Annotated in this window: 11 protein-coding genes, 1 tRNA gene and 1 other RNA gene; 4 read left to right on the top strand and 9 right to left on the bottom strand. The window is 34.5% G+C overall.

Features of this window, described 5'->3' with window-relative positions; all coding sequences use genetic code 11:
• Positions 1 to 119: 119 nt before the first annotated feature.
• From dnaJ to IJE13_RS05915, 3 genes are all read left to right on the top strand, one after another.
• Positions 120 to 1,283 (top strand): molecular chaperone DnaJ, encoded by a 1,164-nt coding sequence (gene dnaJ / locus IJE13_RS05905; RefSeq protein WP_292778220.1) that lies wholly within the window; start codon positions 120 to 122, stop codon positions 1,281 to 1,283.
• A gap of 387 nt (positions 1,284 to 1,670) precedes the next feature.
• Positions 1,671 to 2,432, top strand: coding sequence for a 6-carboxyhexanoate--CoA ligase (locus tag IJE13_RS05910; RefSeq protein WP_292778222.1), 762 nt, complete (start codon positions 1,671 to 1,673; stop codon positions 2,430 to 2,432).
• A gap of 22 nt (positions 2,433 to 2,454) precedes the next feature.
• Positions 2,455 to 3,669 (top strand): pyridoxal phosphate-dependent aminotransferase family protein, encoded by a 1,215-nt coding sequence (locus IJE13_RS05915; protein ID WP_292778224.1) that lies wholly within the window; start codon positions 2,455 to 2,457, stop codon positions 3,667 to 3,669.
• A 95-nt stretch (positions 3,670 to 3,764) separates the two neighbouring features.
• Here IJE13_RS05915 and rnpB read toward each other — a convergent pair.
• From rnpB to IJE13_RS05955, 8 genes are all read right to left on the bottom strand, one after another.
• Positions 3,765 to 4,045, bottom strand: an RNA gene (gene rnpB, locus IJE13_RS05920) — RNase P RNA component.
• A gap of 77 nt (positions 4,046 to 4,122) precedes the next feature.
• Positions 4,123 to 4,473: a DUF2149 domain-containing protein gene (locus tag IJE13_RS05925; protein WP_292778226.1), complete on the bottom strand. Its 351-nt coding sequence runs from the start codon at positions 4,471 to 4,473 to the stop codon at positions 4,123 to 4,125.
• A 161-nt stretch (positions 4,474 to 4,634) separates the two neighbouring features.
• Positions 4,635 to 5,303 (bottom strand): MotA/TolQ/ExbB proton channel family protein, encoded by a 669-nt coding sequence (locus IJE13_RS05930; protein ID WP_292778278.1) that lies wholly within the window; start codon positions 5,301 to 5,303, stop codon positions 4,635 to 4,637.
• Positions 5,304 to 5,437: 134 nt separating this feature from the next.
• Complete coding sequence (locus tag IJE13_RS05935) at positions 5,438 to 9,889, bottom strand: Ig-like domain repeat protein (protein WP_292778228.1); 4,452 nt, start codon at positions 9,887 to 9,889, stop codon at positions 5,438 to 5,440.
• A 379-nt stretch (positions 9,890 to 10,268) separates the two neighbouring features.
• Entirely contained in the window at positions 10,269 to 13,709 is a 3,441-nt protein-coding gene (locus IJE13_RS05940) for a right-handed parallel beta-helix repeat-containing protein (protein ID WP_292778231.1), read from the bottom strand.
• 343 nt (positions 13,710 to 14,052) lie between these two features.
• A tRNA-Met gene (locus tag IJE13_RS05945) sits at positions 14,053 to 14,127 on the bottom strand.
• Positions 14,128 to 14,354: 227 nt separating this feature from the next.
• The gene (locus IJE13_RS05950) at positions 14,355 to 14,873 is read right to left on the bottom strand and encodes a hypothetical protein (RefSeq protein WP_292778233.1); all 519 of its coding nucleotides are present in this window, start codon (positions 14,871 to 14,873) and stop codon (positions 14,355 to 14,357) included.
• A 71-nt stretch (positions 14,874 to 14,944) separates the two neighbouring features.
• Complete coding sequence (locus IJE13_RS05955; RefSeq protein WP_292778234.1) at positions 14,945 to 15,343, bottom strand: hypothetical protein; 399 nt, start codon at positions 15,341 to 15,343, stop codon at positions 14,945 to 14,947.
• Between the two features lie 277 nt (positions 15,344 to 15,620).
• Here IJE13_RS05955 and map point away from each other — a divergent pair, with 277 nt between their 5' ends.
• Positions 15,621 to 16,550 (top strand): type II methionyl aminopeptidase, encoded by a 930-nt coding sequence (gene map, locus IJE13_RS05960; RefSeq protein ID WP_292778236.1) that lies wholly within the window; start codon positions 15,621 to 15,623, stop codon positions 16,548 to 16,550.
• A 347-nt stretch (positions 16,551 to 16,897) separates the two neighbouring features.
• Here map and IJE13_RS05965 read toward each other — a convergent pair whose 3' ends face one another.
• A complete protein-coding gene (locus tag IJE13_RS05965) occupies positions 16,898 to 21,274 on the bottom strand; it encodes an Ig-like domain repeat protein (RefSeq protein WP_292778238.1) in 4,377 nt (1,458 codons plus the stop codon).
• Positions 21,275 to 21,513 lie beyond the last annotated feature (239 nt).

Below are 21,513 nucleotides of genomic sequence, written 5' to 3' on the forward strand. Positions count from 1 at the left end.
TTAATTAATAGTAGATATGCTATTTTTAAAAATTTATTTGATAAACATTAAAAAAAAAATAAATCATAATTAATCGAAATAAACTGAATAATCAATTATTAATCTTATAAGGTGACGAAATGGCAGAGAAGCGTGACTATTATGAAGTTCTCGGAGTGGACAAGACCGCCGATGAGAAAGAGATTAAGAAAGCTTATCGTAAATTAGCTAGAAAATACCATCCTGACGTTGTGGAAGAGGATCAAAAAGAGGAAGCCACTGAAAAGTTCAAGGAAATCAGTGAAGCTTACGCTGTCCTATCCGATGAAGAGAAAAGGCAAAGATATGATCAATTCGGCCATGCAGGTATGGAAGGCTTCACCAATGAAGACATCTTTAGAAACGTAAACTTCGAAGACATCTTCCAAGGATTCGGAGGAGGCGGAATAGAGGACATATTCGATCTCTTCGGATTCGGTACAGGAAGGTCCAGATCACGCAGTACCGGACCAAGAAGGGGAAGCGACATCTACACTGAAATCGAAATCACATTGGAAGAGGCAGCTAATGGTGCCGATAAGGAAGTCACAGTCAGACACGATGTATTCTGCCCAGTCTGTGACGGTTCAAAGGCCGAGCCTGGAAGCGAAGTGGAAACCTGTCCAGTCTGTGGCGGTACAGGTCAAAGAAAACAGATTAGGCAAAGCCTCTTCGGTCAAGTCATGAACGTTGTCCAATGTGGAGAATGTAATGGTACCGGTAAGATTATCAAGGAACCATGCCACAACTGTAAGGGAAGAGGAACCGTCAAGGAAAGCAAGACCCTCAACATCAAGATTCCAGCAGGTGTTGAAAATGGAAACAGATTAAGAGTTTCCGGTGAAGGTAATGTTGGAGATGTTGGCGGAGGAAAGGGAGACCTTTATGTGGAAATCTACATCAAAAGGCACGAGTACTTCGAAAGGGATGGTGCTAACCTCTACTATGAAAAGCAGATCAGCTTCGTCCAAGCAAGTTTAGGTGACACTGTAGACATTCCAACAATCAATGGTGAAGTCGAGCTTAAGATTCCACCTGGAACCCAAAGCGGAACCACATTCAGATTAAGAGACCAAGGTATGCCTTACATGAGACGTGCAGGAAAAGGTAACCTTTATGTGAACATTACCGTTGTCGTTCCACAAAGATTAAGCAAGGAACAGAAAAAGCTCTTGATCCAATTCGGTGAAATCAGCGGAGACGAGATAAAGGTCTACAAAAAAGGATTGTTTGACAAAGTGAAAGATGCTATAAACAATCCGTAAATTTAACTAATAATCAGATGTTTAAATTAAACATCTTTTTCTATTTTTTAACTATTTTTTCAAATATTTTCATTTTCTATTTTTCAACTATTTTTTATAAAATTTTACTAAAATTAAAAATTTTTATCTTCTTATGTAGATACTATTATTTTAAAACATGTGATTTAAAAAATGAATCAATTTAATAATAGTAATACATGATTAAAATATAGTTTACTTATCAAACTATCATTTTAAATGTATCTTGAATCAATTAAGTTGAATGAAAATTTTTACTGAAAAATTCTTTTCAAATTATTGGAAATTTTAGAAAATTTTCACATATTAAATGTTAATAATTATGAAGAACATATAGATTATAGTAAAAATTTTAACAGGCAAGATCTTATGATGTACAGCATAAAGATGCGATGCTCAAAAGGAGGCCCTCATGAAGAAGGGGGAAAGCACATCTCAGGAGCAGAACGTATTTTAAGGGAAGAAGAAATAGAAAAGGAACTGATCAATGTTTATAGAAGGGCAATCACTCACGAGCGAGGAAAGCCTGATTTCATAAACTTCAAGATTGAAGAGATTGATGAAGATGACATCATCTATAAAAAGAGATTGAACATTAACCAGCATCATGTTAATTCCAAAGAGGAAGGATTGAATCTTGCCAAAGAACTACTGAAGGAAAATGATGTAAGCGAAGAATCCACCCAAAAAGCCATTCAGACCCTGCTTGACCTTGAAGATAGCATGCATGGAGCTATGCTGATTGACAAGGACACTGGAGATAGAATAGACAATAAAGGAATTAAGGGTGTCAGAGTCACCGGAATAGCCAGTGCGGACATAACTAAATACAAAGAATCACTGAAAAATGATGGAAGGGAAGGACTTCACCTTGAAGAGGCATTGATTCTAGCATCCAAGATAGCAAGTACTAAAGGAATCGTTGCAGAGCTTTGTTGGTCAGATGATCCAAGCTATGTGATAGGATATGTTGGAACAAAGGATACTTATGAACGGATTCCTATCCTAAAAGATGAAGGAACTCCTATAGGCGGAAGGGTTTTCTTTGTTGATACAAATCAATTGAATGATGATTACACTTTAGATGATTTGATGAATTACCTTGAAAAGCAGGTTGTGCTGATTGAATAGAATCCTAATTATTGATGATAACATGAATCCAAATCTTGAAAAGCAATTGAAAAAAGAGTTGGAAGAGCTCAAAAGCAAGAATCTAAATAGAACCGTAGATGACTTAAGGTTCATCAGTTCCACAAAAGCCATCGATAGTGATGGAAAGGAGTATCTTGTTTTTGGAACAAACAATTATCTTGGATTGACTCATCATCATGATGTGATAAAAGCATCAAAGGATGCAAGCACATATGGAACAGGTTCAACTGGTTCAAGACTGACTACAGGAGCCTCTTTTGAAGCTAGAGAACTTGAAAAAAGCATCTCCGAGTTTAAGAACACTGAATCCGCACTTATTTTTAATACAGGATATATGACTAACTTAGGAGTCATTTATGCACTTACAAAGGAAAATGACATAATATTCTCTGATGAATTGAATCATGCAAGCATCATTGATGGAACTAAAATCTCTAAAGCTAAAGTAAAGGTCTATAAACATAAAGATACTGATGAATTGGAAAGATTAATTCAATCTGAATTAAAAGAAATGAATAATCAAAATTCCAATTTTTTCATTGCCAGCGATGGAGTATTCAGCATGGATGGAGACATTGCTCCACTACCGGAACTTGTGGAAATAGCTGAGAAATACAACTGCACTCTAATAATTGATGATGCTCATGCGACTGGAGTAATCGGAAAGACCGGTAAAGGAACAGTTGAATACTTTAAAGACAAGACAGGAATCGATCTGACCGATTCTGTAGACTTGCAGATAGGCACCTTAAGCAAGGCACTTGCATCTGAAGGAGGATTCGTCTGTGGAAAGCAAGTCTACATTGATTACCTCATAAACAAATCAAGACCATTCATATTCTCAACAGCACTTTCACCTTCCACAATAGCTAGTGCAAATGTTGCATTGAATCTATTGAAGGAAAATAGTGAAGAATACTTGAATAATCTAAATTCAAACACAAAGCTTATGAGAGAACTACTCATCAATGCAGGATTGAATATTGTTGATGGAGAAACACCAATCATTCCAATCATCATAGGCCCTGCAGATTTAGCAAACAGATTCTCAAATGAACTTAAAAAAGAGGGAATTTTGGTTTCAGCAATCAGACCACCATCCGTACCTAAAGAGATGAGCAGACTGAGATTTACAATAATGTCAACCCATACAAAAGAAGAAATAGAATTCACTGCAAATGAGATTATTAAAATTTGGAATAATATTAAAAAATAGCTTTTTTTAAAAATAGATAAAAGGATTAACTCTCCCTACTAGTGAAAGAGTTTTGGTCAAGGTTTTATTGGCCGAAGGCCAATAAAAGCTTGTTGGTCTGCCGAGAGTAACCCACATTCTGTTTTATACAGCATTCATCTTAGCGAACTACTCTGCTTCCCTTAGAGGTCATCAGCATATTTGTTCTTGCATCCTGTAGATTGGCCGTTTCACCGATTCCTTTAATGTCCATCAGTCAAGCATCATTGTCATCCATCAAAGGCCGTGTCGTTTCTGCTCCAGAGTCATACTTCTCAGCATAAGTCTTTCAACTTTACAGTCTATACGATGTGCGGAGTTTCCCTAGTTATAAAACCAGCAGCTGTCTTCGGCTTACCATTACCAATAATTTATCTTTTCTAGTATAAATAATTAAAATTTGAAAAATAGTAAAAAAATTAAAAAAGAAGAAAATCATTTAGTCTTATTCTGGACCATGATCATCTTACCCGTTTGTGGGTCCTTATACACCTTACCCATCTCGGTATAACCCTGTCCAGTCTGATTGCTTGTATCAGGAGTCTCATTCAATATTTCCCCCTCTTGAACCTCAGTCACTTCCTGATTCATTGCTTCCATAACCTGTTCCTTCTGTTCCTGAGTCAAATCATTATTAAATAAAACGCTTTGCATGTTCCAAGCAAGCACCAGGAAAACGAGCAAGCCTACAGCAATGACCAACATTGCATCCACAAGGTTGGCGGTTCCTGCCATAGGATCCTCTTCCTCACTGTCAAAACGTCCCTTTCCTCGACGACGAGCCATAACAATCACCAAAATTTTTAATATAAACACATATGAATTCCAATCTATTGTAAAATTTTTTAAATATATTGTATACAATATCTGAACTTATTTTTCAAAAACAATTTATTTAAATTAATGTTTTCAAAATTATATTGTATAATCCTCAATCACTTCAGTGATTATTTCAGCCTCTCATCCCTCTTGTCGATATTGTCCAAAATCGCATCCATCAATGCATCCAGGTTGGCAAGGTATTCACCAAACCATCTTCGTCTCAACTTGGAGGCGAAGTATGCGATAGCACCTGCACCAATACCAATGACTGTTGTGTTGAATGCAATTGTAATCGCACTTGCAAGTGTGGTAACGTCACCGGTACCCAATGCCGCAAGCCCCGGACCCATAGGAATCAATGTACCCATCAATCCAAGGGTTGGACCGATTTTAGTCACGATATCTGTCTTGTTAAGATTCTGTGCGATCTTATCCTCTTCATTGTCTATCAATCTACGAGCAAGGGTTTCCCTTGACTTCTTACCAAGATGCTCACTGTCTGCAAGTTCTGACAAGATTCTCTTTTGGGACTTCTGAATATCCGCATTGTTCACAACATTCTTGATATCCTCAGCAGACTCTGCATCATAGATTGCGTAAATCATATCCTTGATTAAGCTAACAGGCACTTTCTTACGGGAAAGGTGTTCTGATAATAGCTTTCCTAAAGTATATACGGCAAAGACTAAAAATGCTATCAAAAGTATGATTACAGGTATCTGCAATGCCTGTGTAATGGCAGTCAGTGAACTGTCAAGTATTGGAAGTCCGGTTCCATTGGTATTTGAGAACATGGACAACAATCCGTTTGAACCTTGAAAGGCAGCCTCATCAGCATAAATCAAAGCATTTCCAACATTAATCATTAAATCACCATAAAAATAAAGAATAAAATAATTAAAATGAATTAATTACTTATTCTAGAAATCTATTTTATTACAACTTTTCCGGTTTTTGTAACCGCCACATAAGTCTTGTCACCAGCGAATTTAACTGTAAGCTTATAGGTTTTCTTTTTGGATAATTTGACCTTTACAGTCGCAACTCCTTTAGAATTGGTTTTTGCGGAGTATTTTTTACCATTAACTGTGAAAGTAATCTTTTTGGATTTTAAGACTTTTCCAGTCTGATCCTTTAAGGTTGCAGTCAGTTTCTTGTTTTTTGCAGCCTTCTTATAAGTCTTTTTAGGCACAGCCAATTTGGTTTTTGTCTTAGTCACCTTAACCTTTATGGACTTGGTGCTTGCTTTGTAATTGCTGTCACCTGCAAACTTAAGGCTTACAGTATAGGTCTTTACAGCAGTCAATTTCAATTTAATTGTTGCCACACCTTTGGAGTTGGTTGTACCGCTATAGGTTTTTCCATTTACGGTTGCTGTAATCTTCTTATTCTTAATTACATTTCCACTTCCATCCTTTAATGTTACCGCAATGGCTTTTGAACTTGTAGTAACTGTAAAAGTCTTGCCGGATGCGGTTAGACTTGTAGAGCCTTTAGTAATTGTAATCTTTCCAGATGCGGATGACGCAAAGTTATAGGAATCACCTTCAAATTTAGCACTGATACTATAAGATTTAACTGCATTCAATGAAACCTTTAAGGTTGCAACACCCTTATCATTAGTTTTGGCAGTATATGTTTTACCATTTACAGTTATTTTGATCTTGGCATTAGCAATGGCATTTCCGTATTCATCCTTGAGAGTTACAGAGATAATTTTGTTTAAGTTATCCACTTTATAGGATGAATTGGAGACAACTAAAGTGGAATTGGCTTTTCCTGTAAAGCTATTTCCTTCAATAGCATTGTTCTCACTTCCGCTATATGTCAAGATGTTATGACTGTGATTGGTAAAGATCCCAAAATTATTATTTAGGAAATTGGAGTCAATTGCTTTATATCCTAAAACAATGCCTACACCATGTAAAGGACCAATAATTGTAACATTATTATCAGTGAAGTTGTTGTTTTTAGATCCTTCAGCTGTACTGTTCGGACTTGCTCCAATAATGCCTATGCCATAAATGATAGGGTCATTGGAATGAAGAAGAATATCATTATTTGAAATGGTATTGTTAAATCCGCCATAATGGATAAATACCCCTGCAATGGAGTTATAGGATTCATTCAAATTATAATTTGATGGCAAATCAGAGCTTACATCAATCTTATTGTTTGTTAAGTTAACATTAGAGGAATGGATTAATAAGACCCCATAGGTCCTGTATACTCCGGATACCATATGGGAACCTGGTATAACCCCATCTAAAACATTACTTGAACCTGTTCCATCAAGGCAGATGACTGTTCCATTTGAATACTCTATTGTACCATTTGTGTAATAGGTTGTGCCATCAACACAGATAGAACCATCTGGATTGACGTCTCCCTCGCCATAGTTTATTATTGTGCCATCAGGACATCTAATGATGCCATCTGCACAAACAATACTTCCATCAGCACATACAAATGCACCATCTGCACAAATTACAGTGCCATTAGTGCATAAGGTAGTTCCATCCGGACAAACAACAGAACCATCCTGACAAACAGTAATTCCATCGGTACAGACAGAACCATCAGGACAGACAACAGTACCATCTGAAGTAAGCCTATAACCACCAGCAACAATACGAGTACCATCAGCAAGAAGAACAGTACCATCAAGACAATAGGTAACACCATCAGCACAGACAGAACCATCCGGACAAATCTCAGAATTGATAAATGTCCCATCAGGACATCTGATAGTGCCATCAGTACAAACAATACTTCCATCAGCACAGATTCTTGCTCCATCAGCAAGGTTTACGGAACCGTCTGTACATAAGGTAGTTCCATCCGGACAAACTACAGAACCGTCCGCACAAATGGTAGTGCCATCAGTACAAACAATACTTCCATCCGGACAAACAGTTACTCCATCGGTACAGACAGAACCATCCGGACAGATTATTGTATTATTCGGAGTGATTTGATAACCGCCAGCAACAATACGAGTACCATCAGCAAGAAGAACAGTACCATCAAGACAATAGGTAACACCATCTACACAAACTCCATCAGGACAGATTTGAGTGTTTTCAGAACTGACTACAGTACCATCGGCACAGATTAGAGACCCATCAGTGCAAACTATTGATCCATCAACACAGATTGTAAATTGATTTGAACCGATTACATTACCATCAGGACATAGCAAAGAGCCATCGGCACAAATTGTGTATCCATCAGGACATGTTATGGAACCATCCAAACAGGCATCCACACAAATGCTGAGATAACCATCCAAACAGCTTTTATTGTTTATGAGATAAGTATCACCGCTTCCAATTGTTTTTATAGTGTTTCCATCCATAAGAATATCTCTTGAATTGAATGAAAGTATTGCAGCAGTGAAATAGTTTCCTCTCGCCTGTAGCGTATTGTTGATAATGCTGCAATTTGAAGCTTCTAAAAGATAGATGGCATATGCTGAAAAGGTATCATTTATTGATATATCACAATTTTTAATTGACACATTATTGACGCCATTAACTTGAATGCCCCATAAACGGTCTTTCACATCATGATTCGGATTAAAAATCTTAATATCGGAAATTGATACATCATCAACATCTATTATGAAAGTTGTGTCAACAAAACTTGCATTAATGCCTAAAATTTTAACTTTTTCATTTATGTGTATCTTATTTTTAGATGAAAATTCACCTTTAAATATTAAATAATCATTTTCTTTTATAATATTTTCCAGATATCCAGTTGATGTGAAGTAAGTGTAGAAATTAGACTCCTCAATGAAATGTACCTCCCCATCATCTAATGCGATTGGTTCTGTACCTCCTATTAAAATATTAGAGATTAAAGTGATATTTTGAGATTCAGATGGAACATCAATAGATACAACACCTGAATTATATAATATGTTGTCATTTATAATAATGTCATTCGGTATCTTGTCTCTTCCCAATTTTATTAATTTGATATTATTTTTATTATGTGAATCTATGATATTGTTTGAAACTGAAACATTACTGATATTTCCATAATAAGGATTAATGTAAATACCATAACCGGTAACATTGATATTATTGTCTGAAATATTGACATTGCCCTTTTCTATAAAAATTCCAATGCCTGTAACATTTGTTATATTGTTATTGGTAATATTAGACCCCTGACCCGCTTGAATAGCCGCTTTGGTTCCATTAAAAAATGAATTATAAATTAAATTGTCTTTAATTAAGCTATTAGGGCCAGAAATAATGGCATTATCAGCACCTTCTTCCACATCAGAATAGCTACTATATGTTCCATGGATATTATAAATCACATTTCCGATAATCTGATTGCTGGTTCCAGTAGTGGAAATTCCCCTATATGCATTGTAAACTGTATTATTTATAACATAATTGTAACTGCTCATCACTTGAATGGCATAAACAAATGAAGAAGGGAGAGGCCTAATTGAATAAACCGTATTATTCACAATGTAATTTGAATAGCTTTCCGCATCTCCCCCTGAACCCATAGAGGATGTAGCACCATATCCTGTGAAATAAATACCATTTGAATCATTAGTTATAACCGTATTATCATAGATGTTACAAGAGCCTGCATTACGGAAAACCATCGCAGAGGGATGCCCCCAACCTTCTACATACCCAGTAGATCGAAGGGTATTATTGTAAATATTCATTCTATTAACCCTTTCGAATGTCATTGGGTGGGAACCTGTAGCTGAACTAAATAGGTCATTTTCCCTAAGAGTCATGTCATCAGCATCTGAAACAGAAATAAGAGGTTTATTAATAACCGAATTATTAATTTTCATATTGGAAATGCTGGAACCGCTTGATCCATTTATAAAATTAAATGCACAATTAGTCAAATGGGCAGTGCTATCAGTACTGGTAACAATCAAAGGAATATTGATAATGAATGTCTTATTGGTGAATTCCCCTGAAAAATCTAAAGTGTCTCCAGACTTTAATTTTCCGGAGATTATCTTCCCATTTGAACTGAAGTATTTGGAATAGTCGCTTTCTCTAAATGTTATTGTAGATGCAAGAATATCCGTATCAGGACTAGCGCCAAGACTGCTTGTCACACCTACAGAATTTTCATAAGAATAATCAATACTGCCTATACATTCACTATTGTCCTTTTCATCCTCTTCCACATTTTTAATAGCATATACAGTATTTTCATCACTTGCAACATTGGAATCATCAATATGATTAACAGCCATTCCATCATCTGCTAACTCAAGACTAGAATCATCCATATCATTATCCATATTAGCTGCACTGATATTTCCAATAGCTAATATCAATAATGCCAACAATCCCAACATTGCAATAAATTTTTTAGAATTCATGTTTTACACCCCGATTTATAAAATAAATCATTTAAGCATGCTAGATTAAAAAAATTAATTATTAAATTATGTTTACTTTTAATAAGAATTTATGAATAATTAAATCATATTTGATATAAAAATAAAATAAAATTTAACAAATATAAAATAAAATTTATACATTTATATTTATTATATTATAATAATATAAATTTATCTAAAAAATTGTAATGAAAAAGAAAGGAAGGATTTTATCACTAAAATCAGGAAAAAAAAGAAATTAAAATTTAAAAAATATTAATTATAAAAAAAATAAGAAAATGAAACTTTAATATTAAAATATTAATTTTTGTCAGGTATTTCCTAATAAAAAATGAAGGAAAGAGGAAAAATATAAATTTTATTCCTCATCATCTTCGTCCCTTGCAGCCAAGAAACTGAAACAGAAAACCAATACTAGAATCAATGCCGCAACCGGTACAAAAATTCCTCCAGATATTGATTTGCTTGCAACTTCTTCAATTTCACTTGCAACCACATCAGATCCATCTCCTGCTTCACCGGAATCTCCAGCCCCATCGTTTGCAGAGGATTGCGCATTTGCATTGAAGTTGGAATTCACATCACCAAATGCACTTGCACCATTGGATGGGGAATTACCTGAATTGCCAGAGATGCTTGAACTGCCATTGGTATGAATCGGTCTTCTAGGATTGACATTGCCACTATCTGAACCATGCCTTAATCCGGTATTTCCAGAAATATGATTCATGCCGGTATTGTCTGAAACAGCAGCATTTCCCTTGCCTTTTGATGAGGCTAACTCATTATTCAAAATAGAGTTTCCAACAGAACCATCGATAGTGATTGCATAATCTCCGTCACTAACAATAACATTATCTGCGATCAAATTGCCATTTGAACCTTTTTCAAGGAGAATGCCAGTATTAATCAGACTAACGGAATCTGGATGCTCAGGACCTTGTGCCGGATCATTAATACCATCACCAAAGGAATGGATGGTGTTGTTTGTAATGCTATTGCCTGATGAACCATAAAGCCCCACTTCACTGAAACTTCCATTGGCATAAATATTGTTGTGGCCAATATCATTGCTCCAAGCGGAATAAAGTTCCATAGCATAAATTCCTGCACGACCAGATAAGTTCAAGGTATTGTTTTCAACTTGGGCGCCACCTGAAATTTCCAATGTCAGACCGTAGGTATAATTATTGGAATAAAGGTTGAATTGATTTTCCTCAACAACAGTGTCAATGGAGTTGTGTCTTAAAATCATACCCATTGCAAAATAATCCGCCTCTATTGTAATATTGTTCCTTGAGAAAATATTTTCACATGCATAAGTTACGGATTTGTCAGTGTCATCCCCAGATGAACCCATTCCATAAAGGAAAGGATCGTGTCCATGGACATACACATTGTTTTCACTGACATTGTTCCTATTGGAATCATAATAAATATAAAGACCGTAAAGAAGGTTTTCAGCTGGATTATATGGAACCTGGAATCCTTCAACAGTTGAAGTTACCTCAATGTCATTGTGAATGAATTGATTGTCACTTGAGAAATCAATGATGACCCCATAAGTGTTTGCCATTTCTGAAATACTGTGAACACCATCTATGCAAATGGTCTGGTAATATGAGTATAGCTTCCCTGTTCCAATGGCAAGGATGCTGTTGTTTTCTATTAGGCTTCCATAAGTCTCATAGGTTATCAGTCCCAATACCAAGTTATCTCCTTGACATCTGATGCTATTGTTTGCAACTGTATCATAACGGGAGTCGCAAAGGTAAATCCCATAAGAGGTATTCTTATCCCAAACTGTGATATTGTTTCCACATATGATTTCATTATCCGCTTCATAGACATAAATTCCCCAAAGGTTGCAATTGCTGTCAGTTGAACCATTGTTTATGATAGTCAAGTTCTGAACTTCACAATTTGATGAATAAACAACAATGGTGGTGTCCTTAAGCACCGCACTGTCACCAATGATTTTCACTGCCTTATTTAAGATGATTTTGCCTTTTGGAGCAAAGTTTCCAAAGAGAATCAGTGTGTCTCCATTCTGGACATTATCTCTTAAATAACCATTGGAATCAAAATACTCATCATAATTCTCATTGGTCACTTCATAATAATTGCCATCTCCGGAATGAGGGATATCACCACTTGGAATCGGATAAATAATCACTCTATCACCAATTATGTTATCTATGCATAAATAGGATTCATTTGAAGACTGGGCAATGTTTATTGCCACTTCATTGGAAGTATAGATTGTATTATTGCATGTAGAGATATTGTAAGGTCTTTTGGTTCTTGATTGGTAAATGGATAAGATGCCAATTCCTAAACCGGAACCTTGTGAAGCCCCTATTTCAGATAAGGAGTTTATAATGTTCTTGTAAACTTCACTATCTTGAGGGCTGCCTTTTAAAACAATGCCTGCACCTGATAGGAAATCTATAGTGTTATTATAAACTTTTGAATTATGACCTCCTTCCACGTCACCAAGGATAATTCCGTTTCCACTGCTGTTTATTTGAATATAGTTTCCATAGACATCACTGTTTGAACCTACAAGAATGCCTGCACCAATCAAATCTGCATTGTAAATGGAGTTATTGGCAATTAAAGTGTCATTACCTCCCCAAATACCATAATCTCCACCAATACCATTATTATCATCAAATCCGGTTATGTTATAGATTTTATTGCCAACTATATAATTATGAGGATAACTTGAATGGATTCCCCTATACATGCGGATTATAGTGTTGTCAGCTACTGTGTTATAATTTCCAGTTAGGTAAACACCATAAGACCAGAATGAAGGAGTTTCTGAAGTGGCTCTAATAGTATTGTTTGCTATGATATTGTTATTGGAAATGGAAACGCCATAACAAAGGTATACTCCATAGGAATTTTCAACTGTGATGTCATTATGAACAATTGAATTCCCATGTGCATCCCTTAAGCTGATACCTGAATGTTGCCAACTGCTGTTGTCTCCACTGTTTTCCTCATCCTGATCGGTCTCGGAGGAACTTGCACCGGTATTGACCGGAACGACCGTTTTAATAATGTTGTTTTCAACAAGACAATTGTAGGTAAACCCATCAAGGGAAATAGGATAGCCGTTATGCCCTGTAGTGAATATGTCATTGTTTAAAACCTTTATGCAAGTTGATCCGACTACCCAAACTGCAGATATGTCAGGAATATTTGATTCAATTTTCAAGTTGGAAACAATTGCATCATAAGCAAAATTCTCATTGGATACATTATAGTAATATATTGGAGAATTCTTCAATATCGCATCGTTTTCTGTACTTGTAATTGTTAAAGGAATATTTATTACAAATTTCTTATTAGAAAAATTACCAGACAAATTAATAGTGTCATTGGCCTTTACCAATGAATTTATCAAATTACCATTGGAATCAAAATAACTAGAATAATTCTCTTCGGTAATTGTGTGAACTGTCTTTTCACCGGCACCGAGATTAGATTGAGACTCTTCACCAGAGATTTCTTCAATAGGATCATTTGAGTTGGATATGATGTTATCATCAATTGAATCATCCAAATCAGATAGTCTATTATCCACAATAGAATTGGATTCAAGATTATCTGATGATTCCAAAGCTTCATTAACGCTATCAACAGCATTTGAAACTGGACTGGATTCCAAACTTTCTGATAAATTGTTAATCAAATCATCTGAACTTGATGCGCTAACAGTGTTCAATCCTAAAAGAAGAAAAATCAAAATAACGATTAAGCTTAATCCGATTATTCTTTTACTTCTCATCAAACACCTCCAGTAATTTTCTTAATTTCAACAACTAATTTCCATAAACTAAAACCTGAAAATTCAAGAATTTGCTTTATTAAATCTTAAGTCAATTAAAGAAATCTTAAAGTAAGTTAAAGTTTATTTTTTTAAAATATTTTATAATTAAAGTTTCTTTATAAAATATAAAATATAATTGATACATTATTAATTTATAATTCTTAATATTAATAAATATTTCTTATTTAATAATGATAATGTAAAAAAATAAGAGAAAAAATAAGCCAAATCCCCATTTAAAAAAAGGAAAAGTGAAAAAATAGCAAAATATAACATTGTTATATGACTGTTCCATAAAAAATAGCAGGGCCTAGATTTGAACTAGGGCTCTCGGGGTTATGAGCCCCGCGGGATCACCAGACTACCCCACCCTGCTAAACGAATAAACAATGATAAATTCCTTTTAACATTATAATATTAAGCACCATCATATATAAATATTTGCATAAAAAGAGACTGTGAATTCCTTTCATTTAGAAATGAAAAAACAAGTAATAACTAATTTAATAGAAAAAACAAACTAAAGCAAGTAATAAAAATAGAAAAAACAAGTAAAAAAGCCATTTTAAAAAAATAAAAAATAAAAAGAGAAAAGAATAAAAATTATTCTTTTTCAGCTTCCACTACAGCTTCTTCAGCCTCTTCCAAATCCTTTTCAGCCTCTTCTAAAGCTTTGAGACGTTTGTCAAGATCTTCGATTTTGGCATCAGTTGCATTGGTGAATTCGCTGAATCTTTTCTCTAATGCTTCAATGCTTTCAAAAGCATTATCATATCTTTCTTCTAAAGAGGATAAATCATCAGTAGTCACCAAGGACCAGTTTTCAATCAGTTCCTCACTTCTTTCATCCAAGAAGGAATCCAATCTTCTTGAAAATGCATCTGTAGTGTTGGCATAGGACTTGTCAATATCCTTAAAGGTGTACTTTATCTTGTCACCCATGGATTTCTTTTCCTGAATATCCTCATCGACAAGAGAATTAATATTGTTTTCCTTAGGTGAAAACTTAAGTATTTCCTTAATATCAATATTGCCGTCATTTGCTGTTTTAATGTAATAATACACTAAAAACACTATAGCAGCGACTAAGATAATGATGGCAATCAATTCAATAATATCCATAATAAGACCTCATTATAAATAATATTCATTTATCCAAGCTTAATATTAAATTAAAATATAATAAATATTAATTATTTATTAAGCTTTTTCTCTTTCTCTTCAATTTCCTTGAGCATTTTTTCTAACTTTTTAAGTTCGGTTTGAGCTTCAAGACGAGCTAAACGTTCATTGATTTCACTATGCAAGTATCCTACATTGCTCATGACTTCAGCAGTGGAATCCCTGATTTGAGTGAGTTGCGCTTGTTGCTCTTCAGGCAATTGAATCGGATTTTCCATAATGCGCTTGTTCTCTAAATCCTTTTCAACCATAGCTATTTTCTTAAGCTCAATTTCCTTTTCCATTAACTTTAAAGTGTTGTTAGATTGACTTACCTTTTTCCATTGGCTTACTACAATAATTACAACAATAGCCAATATAACTACTAAAATAAGCATAAAGATTTGATCCGGAATGATTTCAGCAGCCATAGATTTACCTCCATAATAAACATAATTCTATCATATTTTTAAAAATCATAAAACTGATTGACATAAGAATTATTCAAATATAAATTAAAGATATTTAAATAAGAATAAGTATATTATATAATTAAGAGTATATAAAAATTTTTATATGAATGTTTAAGAATTTTGAATATGCCCATTAAATATGATTAACTAATGCTAAAATTAAAGAATATTATTTAGAGTTAAATTAACTAAATAAAACTAGAATTAAAAAATACTATTAAACCAAAGTGATAATATGGTTGATGAAATCAAATCTTATGAAGAAGCCGGAAAGATCGTATCTAAAGTTAGATCAGATGCTTCAAAAATGATTCAAAACGGACTGCCGATTCTTGATCTTGTGGAATTTGTGGAAAGTGAAATATTAAAGGCCGGCGCGGGGATTGCATTCCCTTGCAACGTTTCCATAAACGAAATCACCGCCCATTACACCTCTCCTGCAGGAGACACCAACAAGATGGTCACAGGAGATCTGGTAAAGCTTGACCTTGGAGCGGAAGTGAACGGTTTCATTGCAGATTCCGCAGTTACAATAATGGTTCCTGGAGACAATCTGGAAGAAGTCTTCGATGAAGAGACATTGGAGCTCAATCAAAGAATCATCGATGCTTCAGCGGCAGGCCTTGAAGCTGCAATAAGCACCGTAAGGGCAGGAGTAAAGGTCTGTGATGTCGGCAGAGCAGTTGAAGAGGCAATTGCAGAGTACAATCTAAACCCGGTAAGAAACCTTACAGGACACAGCCTTGAACATTGGAACCTGCATGCAGGCATTTCTGTTCCGAATTATGACAATAACGATCCGACAATTCTTGAGGAAGGACAGGCTGTGGCAATCGAACCTTTTGCAACAAATGGCGAAGGTATTGTAAATGACTGCCCTCATGCATATATCTTTTCATTTTTACAGAATAAACCGTTCCGTATGAAAAATACTCAAAGGATGCTATCATATATTGAAAAGAATTATCGCTACTTGCCATTTAGTGGACGCTGGCTTACAGAAAACTTCAATGAAAGAAGAGTGAACTCTGGCCTTAAGCAATTAGGGGATGCCATGGCAATTTATCCATATGCTGCCCTTAAGGAAAGAACAGGTGCATGGGTATCACAAAAGGAACATACCTTGATTGTTGAAAGTGATGGCTGTCAAATTACCACACTATAATTCAAGCTTTTTGACCTTCGGTCAAAAACCTTGACCAAAACTCTTATCCCTAGTTGGAAGCAAACCCCAACTATTACTATTTTCATATTTCGTTTTTAAACTTAAGAAATATTTTCTTTTTTTTAATTTTTTTATAATATATATAAATTAATTTTTTTACATACTCTTTTTTTTAAAATTAATTAATATTTAATCAAAAAATCTTTTTTTAAAAATAGTTAACTTATATAGATTAAAAAATTTATAAGAATTAGACAAAAATAGAATCAATTGATATGATTTAAAAAAAATAAAAAAAGGATCTAGGATTTGAGCTAATGCTCAAACACTAGATAAAATAAAACAACTTATTTTATTACAATTTTACCAGTCTTTTTAGTAACTGCTTTGTATTGGGTGTCACCTGCAAATTTAACTGTGTACTTAAAGGTACCTTTTTTAGTTAATTTAACTTTAAAGGTTGCTTTACCTTTTTTGTTGGTTTTTACAGTGTATTTTTTCTTATTAACTGTTAAGGTAATTTTCTTGCTAGCGATAGCTTTACCTTTAGAGTTTTTAAGAGTAATTACAACTTTTTTGGTTTTTGCAGATTTTTTGAATGTCTTTTTAGGAGCAGTTATCTTGGTTTTCTCTTTGTTGAGTTTTACTTTAACTGATTTAGTGGATGCAGCGTAAACACTGTCAGCTGCAAATTTGATTTTTACAGTGTATGTTTTTGCAGCTTTCAATGCTAATTTAACAGTAGCAACACCTTTAGCATTGGTGGTTGCTTTGTAGGTTTTACCGTTTACGGTAAAGGAAACTGTTTTCTTAGCAAGAGGATTGCCGTTTGCATCTTTCAATGTTGCAGTTAATTTTTTGGTAGTTGCAGTAGCAAGGAAAGTTTTGCCAGATGCAGTTAATGCAGTTTTAACTTTATTAATGGTTATTTTTGCACTAGCATCAGCTCCTCTGTAATTATCATCACCTAAGTAGAATACTTCAGTGTTGTAAGTACCTGACTTGTTAAGTGGGAATGATAATACAGCAACACCTTTAGCATCAGTGGTTAACTCATACATTTGACTGTTGAATACCACTTTTACAACTTGGTTTGCTAAAGCCATACCACCAGCAGTCTTTAAGGTAATTTGTAAGCTGCCATTTCCACTAGGAGCAGCGGTAACGGTAAGGTCACTTACTTCAATTACAGTGTCTAATCTGACTGCACTTACTTCAGAAACATCGTTATTGTTCATTTCAACATTAGTATTGCCGTCTCCAGATAAGACAGCTGCATTTGCAGTACCTAAGGTGTCAGAAGAGGTAATAGTAGTGTAGTCTCCACCATCGATAGCTACAGTGTTGTCTTCAATAGTTATTCCATCTTGATGGTTAATACCAATACCTACAGCACCAGTACCTTTAGCATCAATTTCATTTGCACGGATGATTGTGCCACTACCAGAAGTGGTTGCAGTAATACCATAAGCCTGAGTGGCTGCATCTGCAGCAATATTGTTGGATGTAATAACTGCATTGGTTAATTGATCGGTAGCAACACCATAAGCAGCACCGTTAGAGGTGGAACTAATAATGTTTCCATCAATTATTACATCATCAGATTCACTTACATAAATAGCTTCAGCCATCTTGGAACCACCATTTATGGTGATATTGTTTTCAAAGATGTTGATATTGTTGTTTCTGTTTTCAGATTTGTAGGTTTTGAAAACATCAATACCATAAAGATATCTGCAAGTTCCTGCCATGTTGATGGCATTATTATTTATGGAAATATCTTTACAGCCTGACATACCGCTTTCAACTTCAATGGCATAAACAGATGAACCATATTTTGCACCGACTTTGTCAACAAAGTCAGGAACAGTGATCTTATTGTTGGAAATGGTTACATTTGTTACATCCTTAATGTAAATAATTCCAATGGATCCGGTAGTGTTGTCACCGGTGAATTCCATGTTCAATCCATCAATTACAGAATTGTCTGCACCTGCAACAAGGTTAATAGTAGTGTTGATTAAAGTTGAATCTTCACTTAAAGCTTTTATAGTGATAGGAGCATTTATTATCATTTTCTTATTGGATAAGTCACCTAATAATAATGTGCTTTCTTGAGGTATGGTCTTAAGATTGCCTTTTTCATCAAAGAAAATATCATAAGTAGACTCATTAACTATAAATGCACCAGACTCGTCAACAGCAGAAACAATAGTATTATCGAAGATTACATAGTCCTCATCATTAGTATCTTCTGCAACAACGTTAGTGAAAATATTATTATTTTTCACATTAACTTCATAATCTTCATCTTCAATACTTGCAGCTCTAGAATTGACATATATGGCAGTAGTTCCAACACCTATCATATCCTGAGAAGTTACTTCTTCACTGGAACCTCCAATGACGTTTATGTCATTATTAGAAATAGAACCATCATAGAAGATACCTCCAACTCCAATAACTCCTTTCTCAGAAGTAATGACAACATTATTGTCGGAAATTACAATATTCAATGGTAAAGCAAATAATTCTTCTTCATTAACATCATAACCAAAACTAATTACTGTAATACCATAAGCCATGTATTGTGTTTCAAGATTTACAATGTTGTTTTTAATCTCAACATTTGTTGGAGAATTGCTAGTTGGATCGTAGGAATATGCCATCATAGTATATGAAGTATCTGGCACTTGAATACCATATGCAAATGCATTACCTACTGATTTTACAGTTATATTGTTATTTTCAATTACTGAATCACTAACTTCTACATAGATTGCCGCATTGGATCCAGAAGTGGATGAAATATCTAAAACAATAGTGTTTCCAGAAATATTGAAGTTTGATGGAGTATCTGCAGCACCCCAGTTCATAGCATAAATACCATTACTGTAAGGAACATCACCTGTAACGGTGATATTATTATCGATGATTGCTAATCCATAAATGAAATTATGTGGGGAAATGGCTGTAAGAGTGTATACATTTGCACTAGAATCTCCAACAAGGTCCATGGTATTTCCTTGAATAGTTATAAAAGTACAATATTCGGCAATGTCAACAGCACCTTTATTGGTGTTGGTGAAGGTTAAACCTGAGATAGTAATGGAACCGACTAAACCATCAGCACCACCATCAAGATAAATAGTACCATCATTAATGAATCCTGCACCTTCTTTACCAGTGATAAGAATATTAGAACCGGAATGGATTACAATATCCTTATCGGTTAAGGTATCAATGACCAAGGTGTAATCTCCAGATGGACTTAAGTAATCTTTAACAGTACCGTTTGCATAGAAGTAGATATCATAATTTCCATCATTAAGGACAACATAACTGGTTTCAAAAGTATTGTCTTCAATCACTAATGGATCATTTCCATCCTCATTTTTAGAAACTCTAATAGGATTTTCAGTTGTTTCAATTGTGTTTCCAGTTACAGTATTGTTAACATAATAACCCATATTATTATTAAAGTTATTAACAAAGATAGCACAACTTTCATTACCGATATAACTATCAACATAAGCCGCAATAGGATTATGGTCCGCTTTGAGAGTAACTTTGTTGTCAACAATGCTCACATCGGAAGAATCTGCACAAATTCCAACACCTTCGGTTTGGGTTGTGATGTTTACTTCATTGCCAGAGATAATCATATCCTTAACAATTTTGCCATAATTTTCATCATAAGGCCATAAGCTAATTACACTAATACCATAAGCCAAGTCAGCAGAATCCAATACTATGGTGTTATCCTTGATAGTTACATTATACGGTGAAGCCGCCCAAGGAACATTGAAGAATCCCCAAGAATCAGAAACTTGCATACCATAATTAGCGACACCTGCATTGTCAGTGACAACAGTGATATTGTTGCCTTCAATTACTGAATTGATTATAGTGTCTAAATACATAGCCTCAGCCATACCGCCAAAAGCAGTGGAATGAATATTGATTTTATTATTAGCTACATAGAAATGCTCACCATTGGCATCTCCGGAGCCAGCCCAATTAGCAAGATAATAGCATAAATCAATACCATAGGTATAGTAACCAGCACTTTCCATATTGATTTCATTATTTACAATGATAGTTCCGTCAACATAACCATAGGTAACAATAGCCATAGGAGATCCGGCATAAGTATCATCATAAGTTAAATCAAACTTATTTTGAGCGATAGCAACTCCATTAGCATATTGGTTAACAACTATAGCATCTTTGTTATTGTTAATGAAAGTTAACCCGGAAATTTGGACGGTACCGATTTTATCCTCAGTACCATCACCAATGGTAATGGTACCGTCATTGATTATACCTGCTCCTTCCTTACCTTGGATGTAAACATTTTGGCCAGAAACAATTTTTATGTCCTTATTGGTTAAAGTACCAACGTTCAAATAGTAATTTCCGTCAGCACTTAACGCTTCAGTAGCGGTACCATCTTCATTGAAGTATGTGGAATAAGTGTCATCATCAAGATCATAATTTACTGTATCATCCGGACCGCCACTGTCATCGCCAACAGTCTCATCTGCAGTATCTGCAGTACTTAAATCTTCTGCGACATCTGTAACTTCGACAGATCCCTGAATGTCACCATCTTCAACAGCGACAAACCCGGAATCGTCTACAGATTCCGCACTTACAGCCCCAATAGCCATTATTGAAATCAATAAAACGGCTAAAACGACTGTGAATTTATTAAGCTTCATAAATAAAACCTCTTTATAAATTCATAATACATATAATAGTTTTCTTAAAAAAATATTTTACAAAATAACCAAAATACTTGATAAATTTTGATTAATTATATATATTTATATAATAATTAAAAAGGTTTTCTATTATATTTTATAAAATATAAAATTTAATTGAAAAATTTATAAAAAATATTTATGAATATAAGTGAATTTAAAAAAAATAAAATTAAAATAATGGATAAAATGTCAAA

This window comes from Methanobrevibacter sp. (genome assembly GCF_017410345.1).
GTDB lineage: Archaea > Methanobacteriota > Methanobacteria > Methanobacteriales > Methanobacteriaceae > Methanobrevibacter.

What these genes read in the sequence shown, in the direction of transcription:
- IJE13_RS05965 (WP_292778238.1), bottom strand. Translation starts at nt 21,274, where the DNA reads ATGAAGCTTAATAAATTCACAGTCGTTTTAGCCGTTTTATTGATTTCA.
- IJE13_RS05955 (WP_292778234.1), bottom strand. Translation starts at nt 15,343, where the DNA reads ATGGCTGCTGAAATCATTCCGGATCAAATCTTTATGCTTATTTTAGTA.
- IJE13_RS05930 (WP_292778278.1), bottom strand. Translation starts at nt 5,303, where the DNA reads ATGTTCTCAAATACCAATGGAACCGGACTTCCAATACTTGACAGTTCA.
- IJE13_RS05925 (WP_292778226.1), bottom strand. Translation starts at nt 4,473, where the DNA reads ATGGCTCGTCGTCGAGGAAAGGGACGTTTTGACAGTGAGGAAGAGGAT.
- IJE13_RS05935 (WP_292778228.1), bottom strand. Translation starts at nt 9,889, where the DNA reads ATGAATTCTAAAAAATTTATTGCAATGTTGGGATTGTTGGCATTATTG.
- dnaJ (WP_292778220.1), top strand. Translation starts at nt 120, where the DNA reads ATGGCAGAGAAGCGTGACTATTATGAAGTTCTCGGAGTGGACAAGACC.
- IJE13_RS05915 (WP_292778224.1), top strand. Translation starts at nt 2,455, where the DNA reads ATGAATCCAAATCTTGAAAAGCAATTGAAAAAAGAGTTGGAAGAGCTC.
- IJE13_RS05910 (WP_292778222.1), top strand. Translation starts at nt 1,671, where the DNA reads ATGATGTACAGCATAAAGATGCGATGCTCAAAAGGAGGCCCTCATGAA.
- IJE13_RS05950 (WP_292778233.1), bottom strand. Translation starts at nt 14,873, where the DNA reads ATGGATATTATTGAATTGATTGCCATCATTATCTTAGTCGCTGCTATA.
- IJE13_RS05940 (WP_292778231.1), bottom strand. Translation starts at nt 13,709, where the DNA reads ATGAGAAGTAAAAGAATAATCGGATTAAGCTTAATCGTTATTTTGATT.
- map (WP_292778236.1), top strand. Translation starts at nt 15,621, where the DNA reads ATGGTTGATGAAATCAAATCTTATGAAGAAGCCGGAAAGATCGTATCT.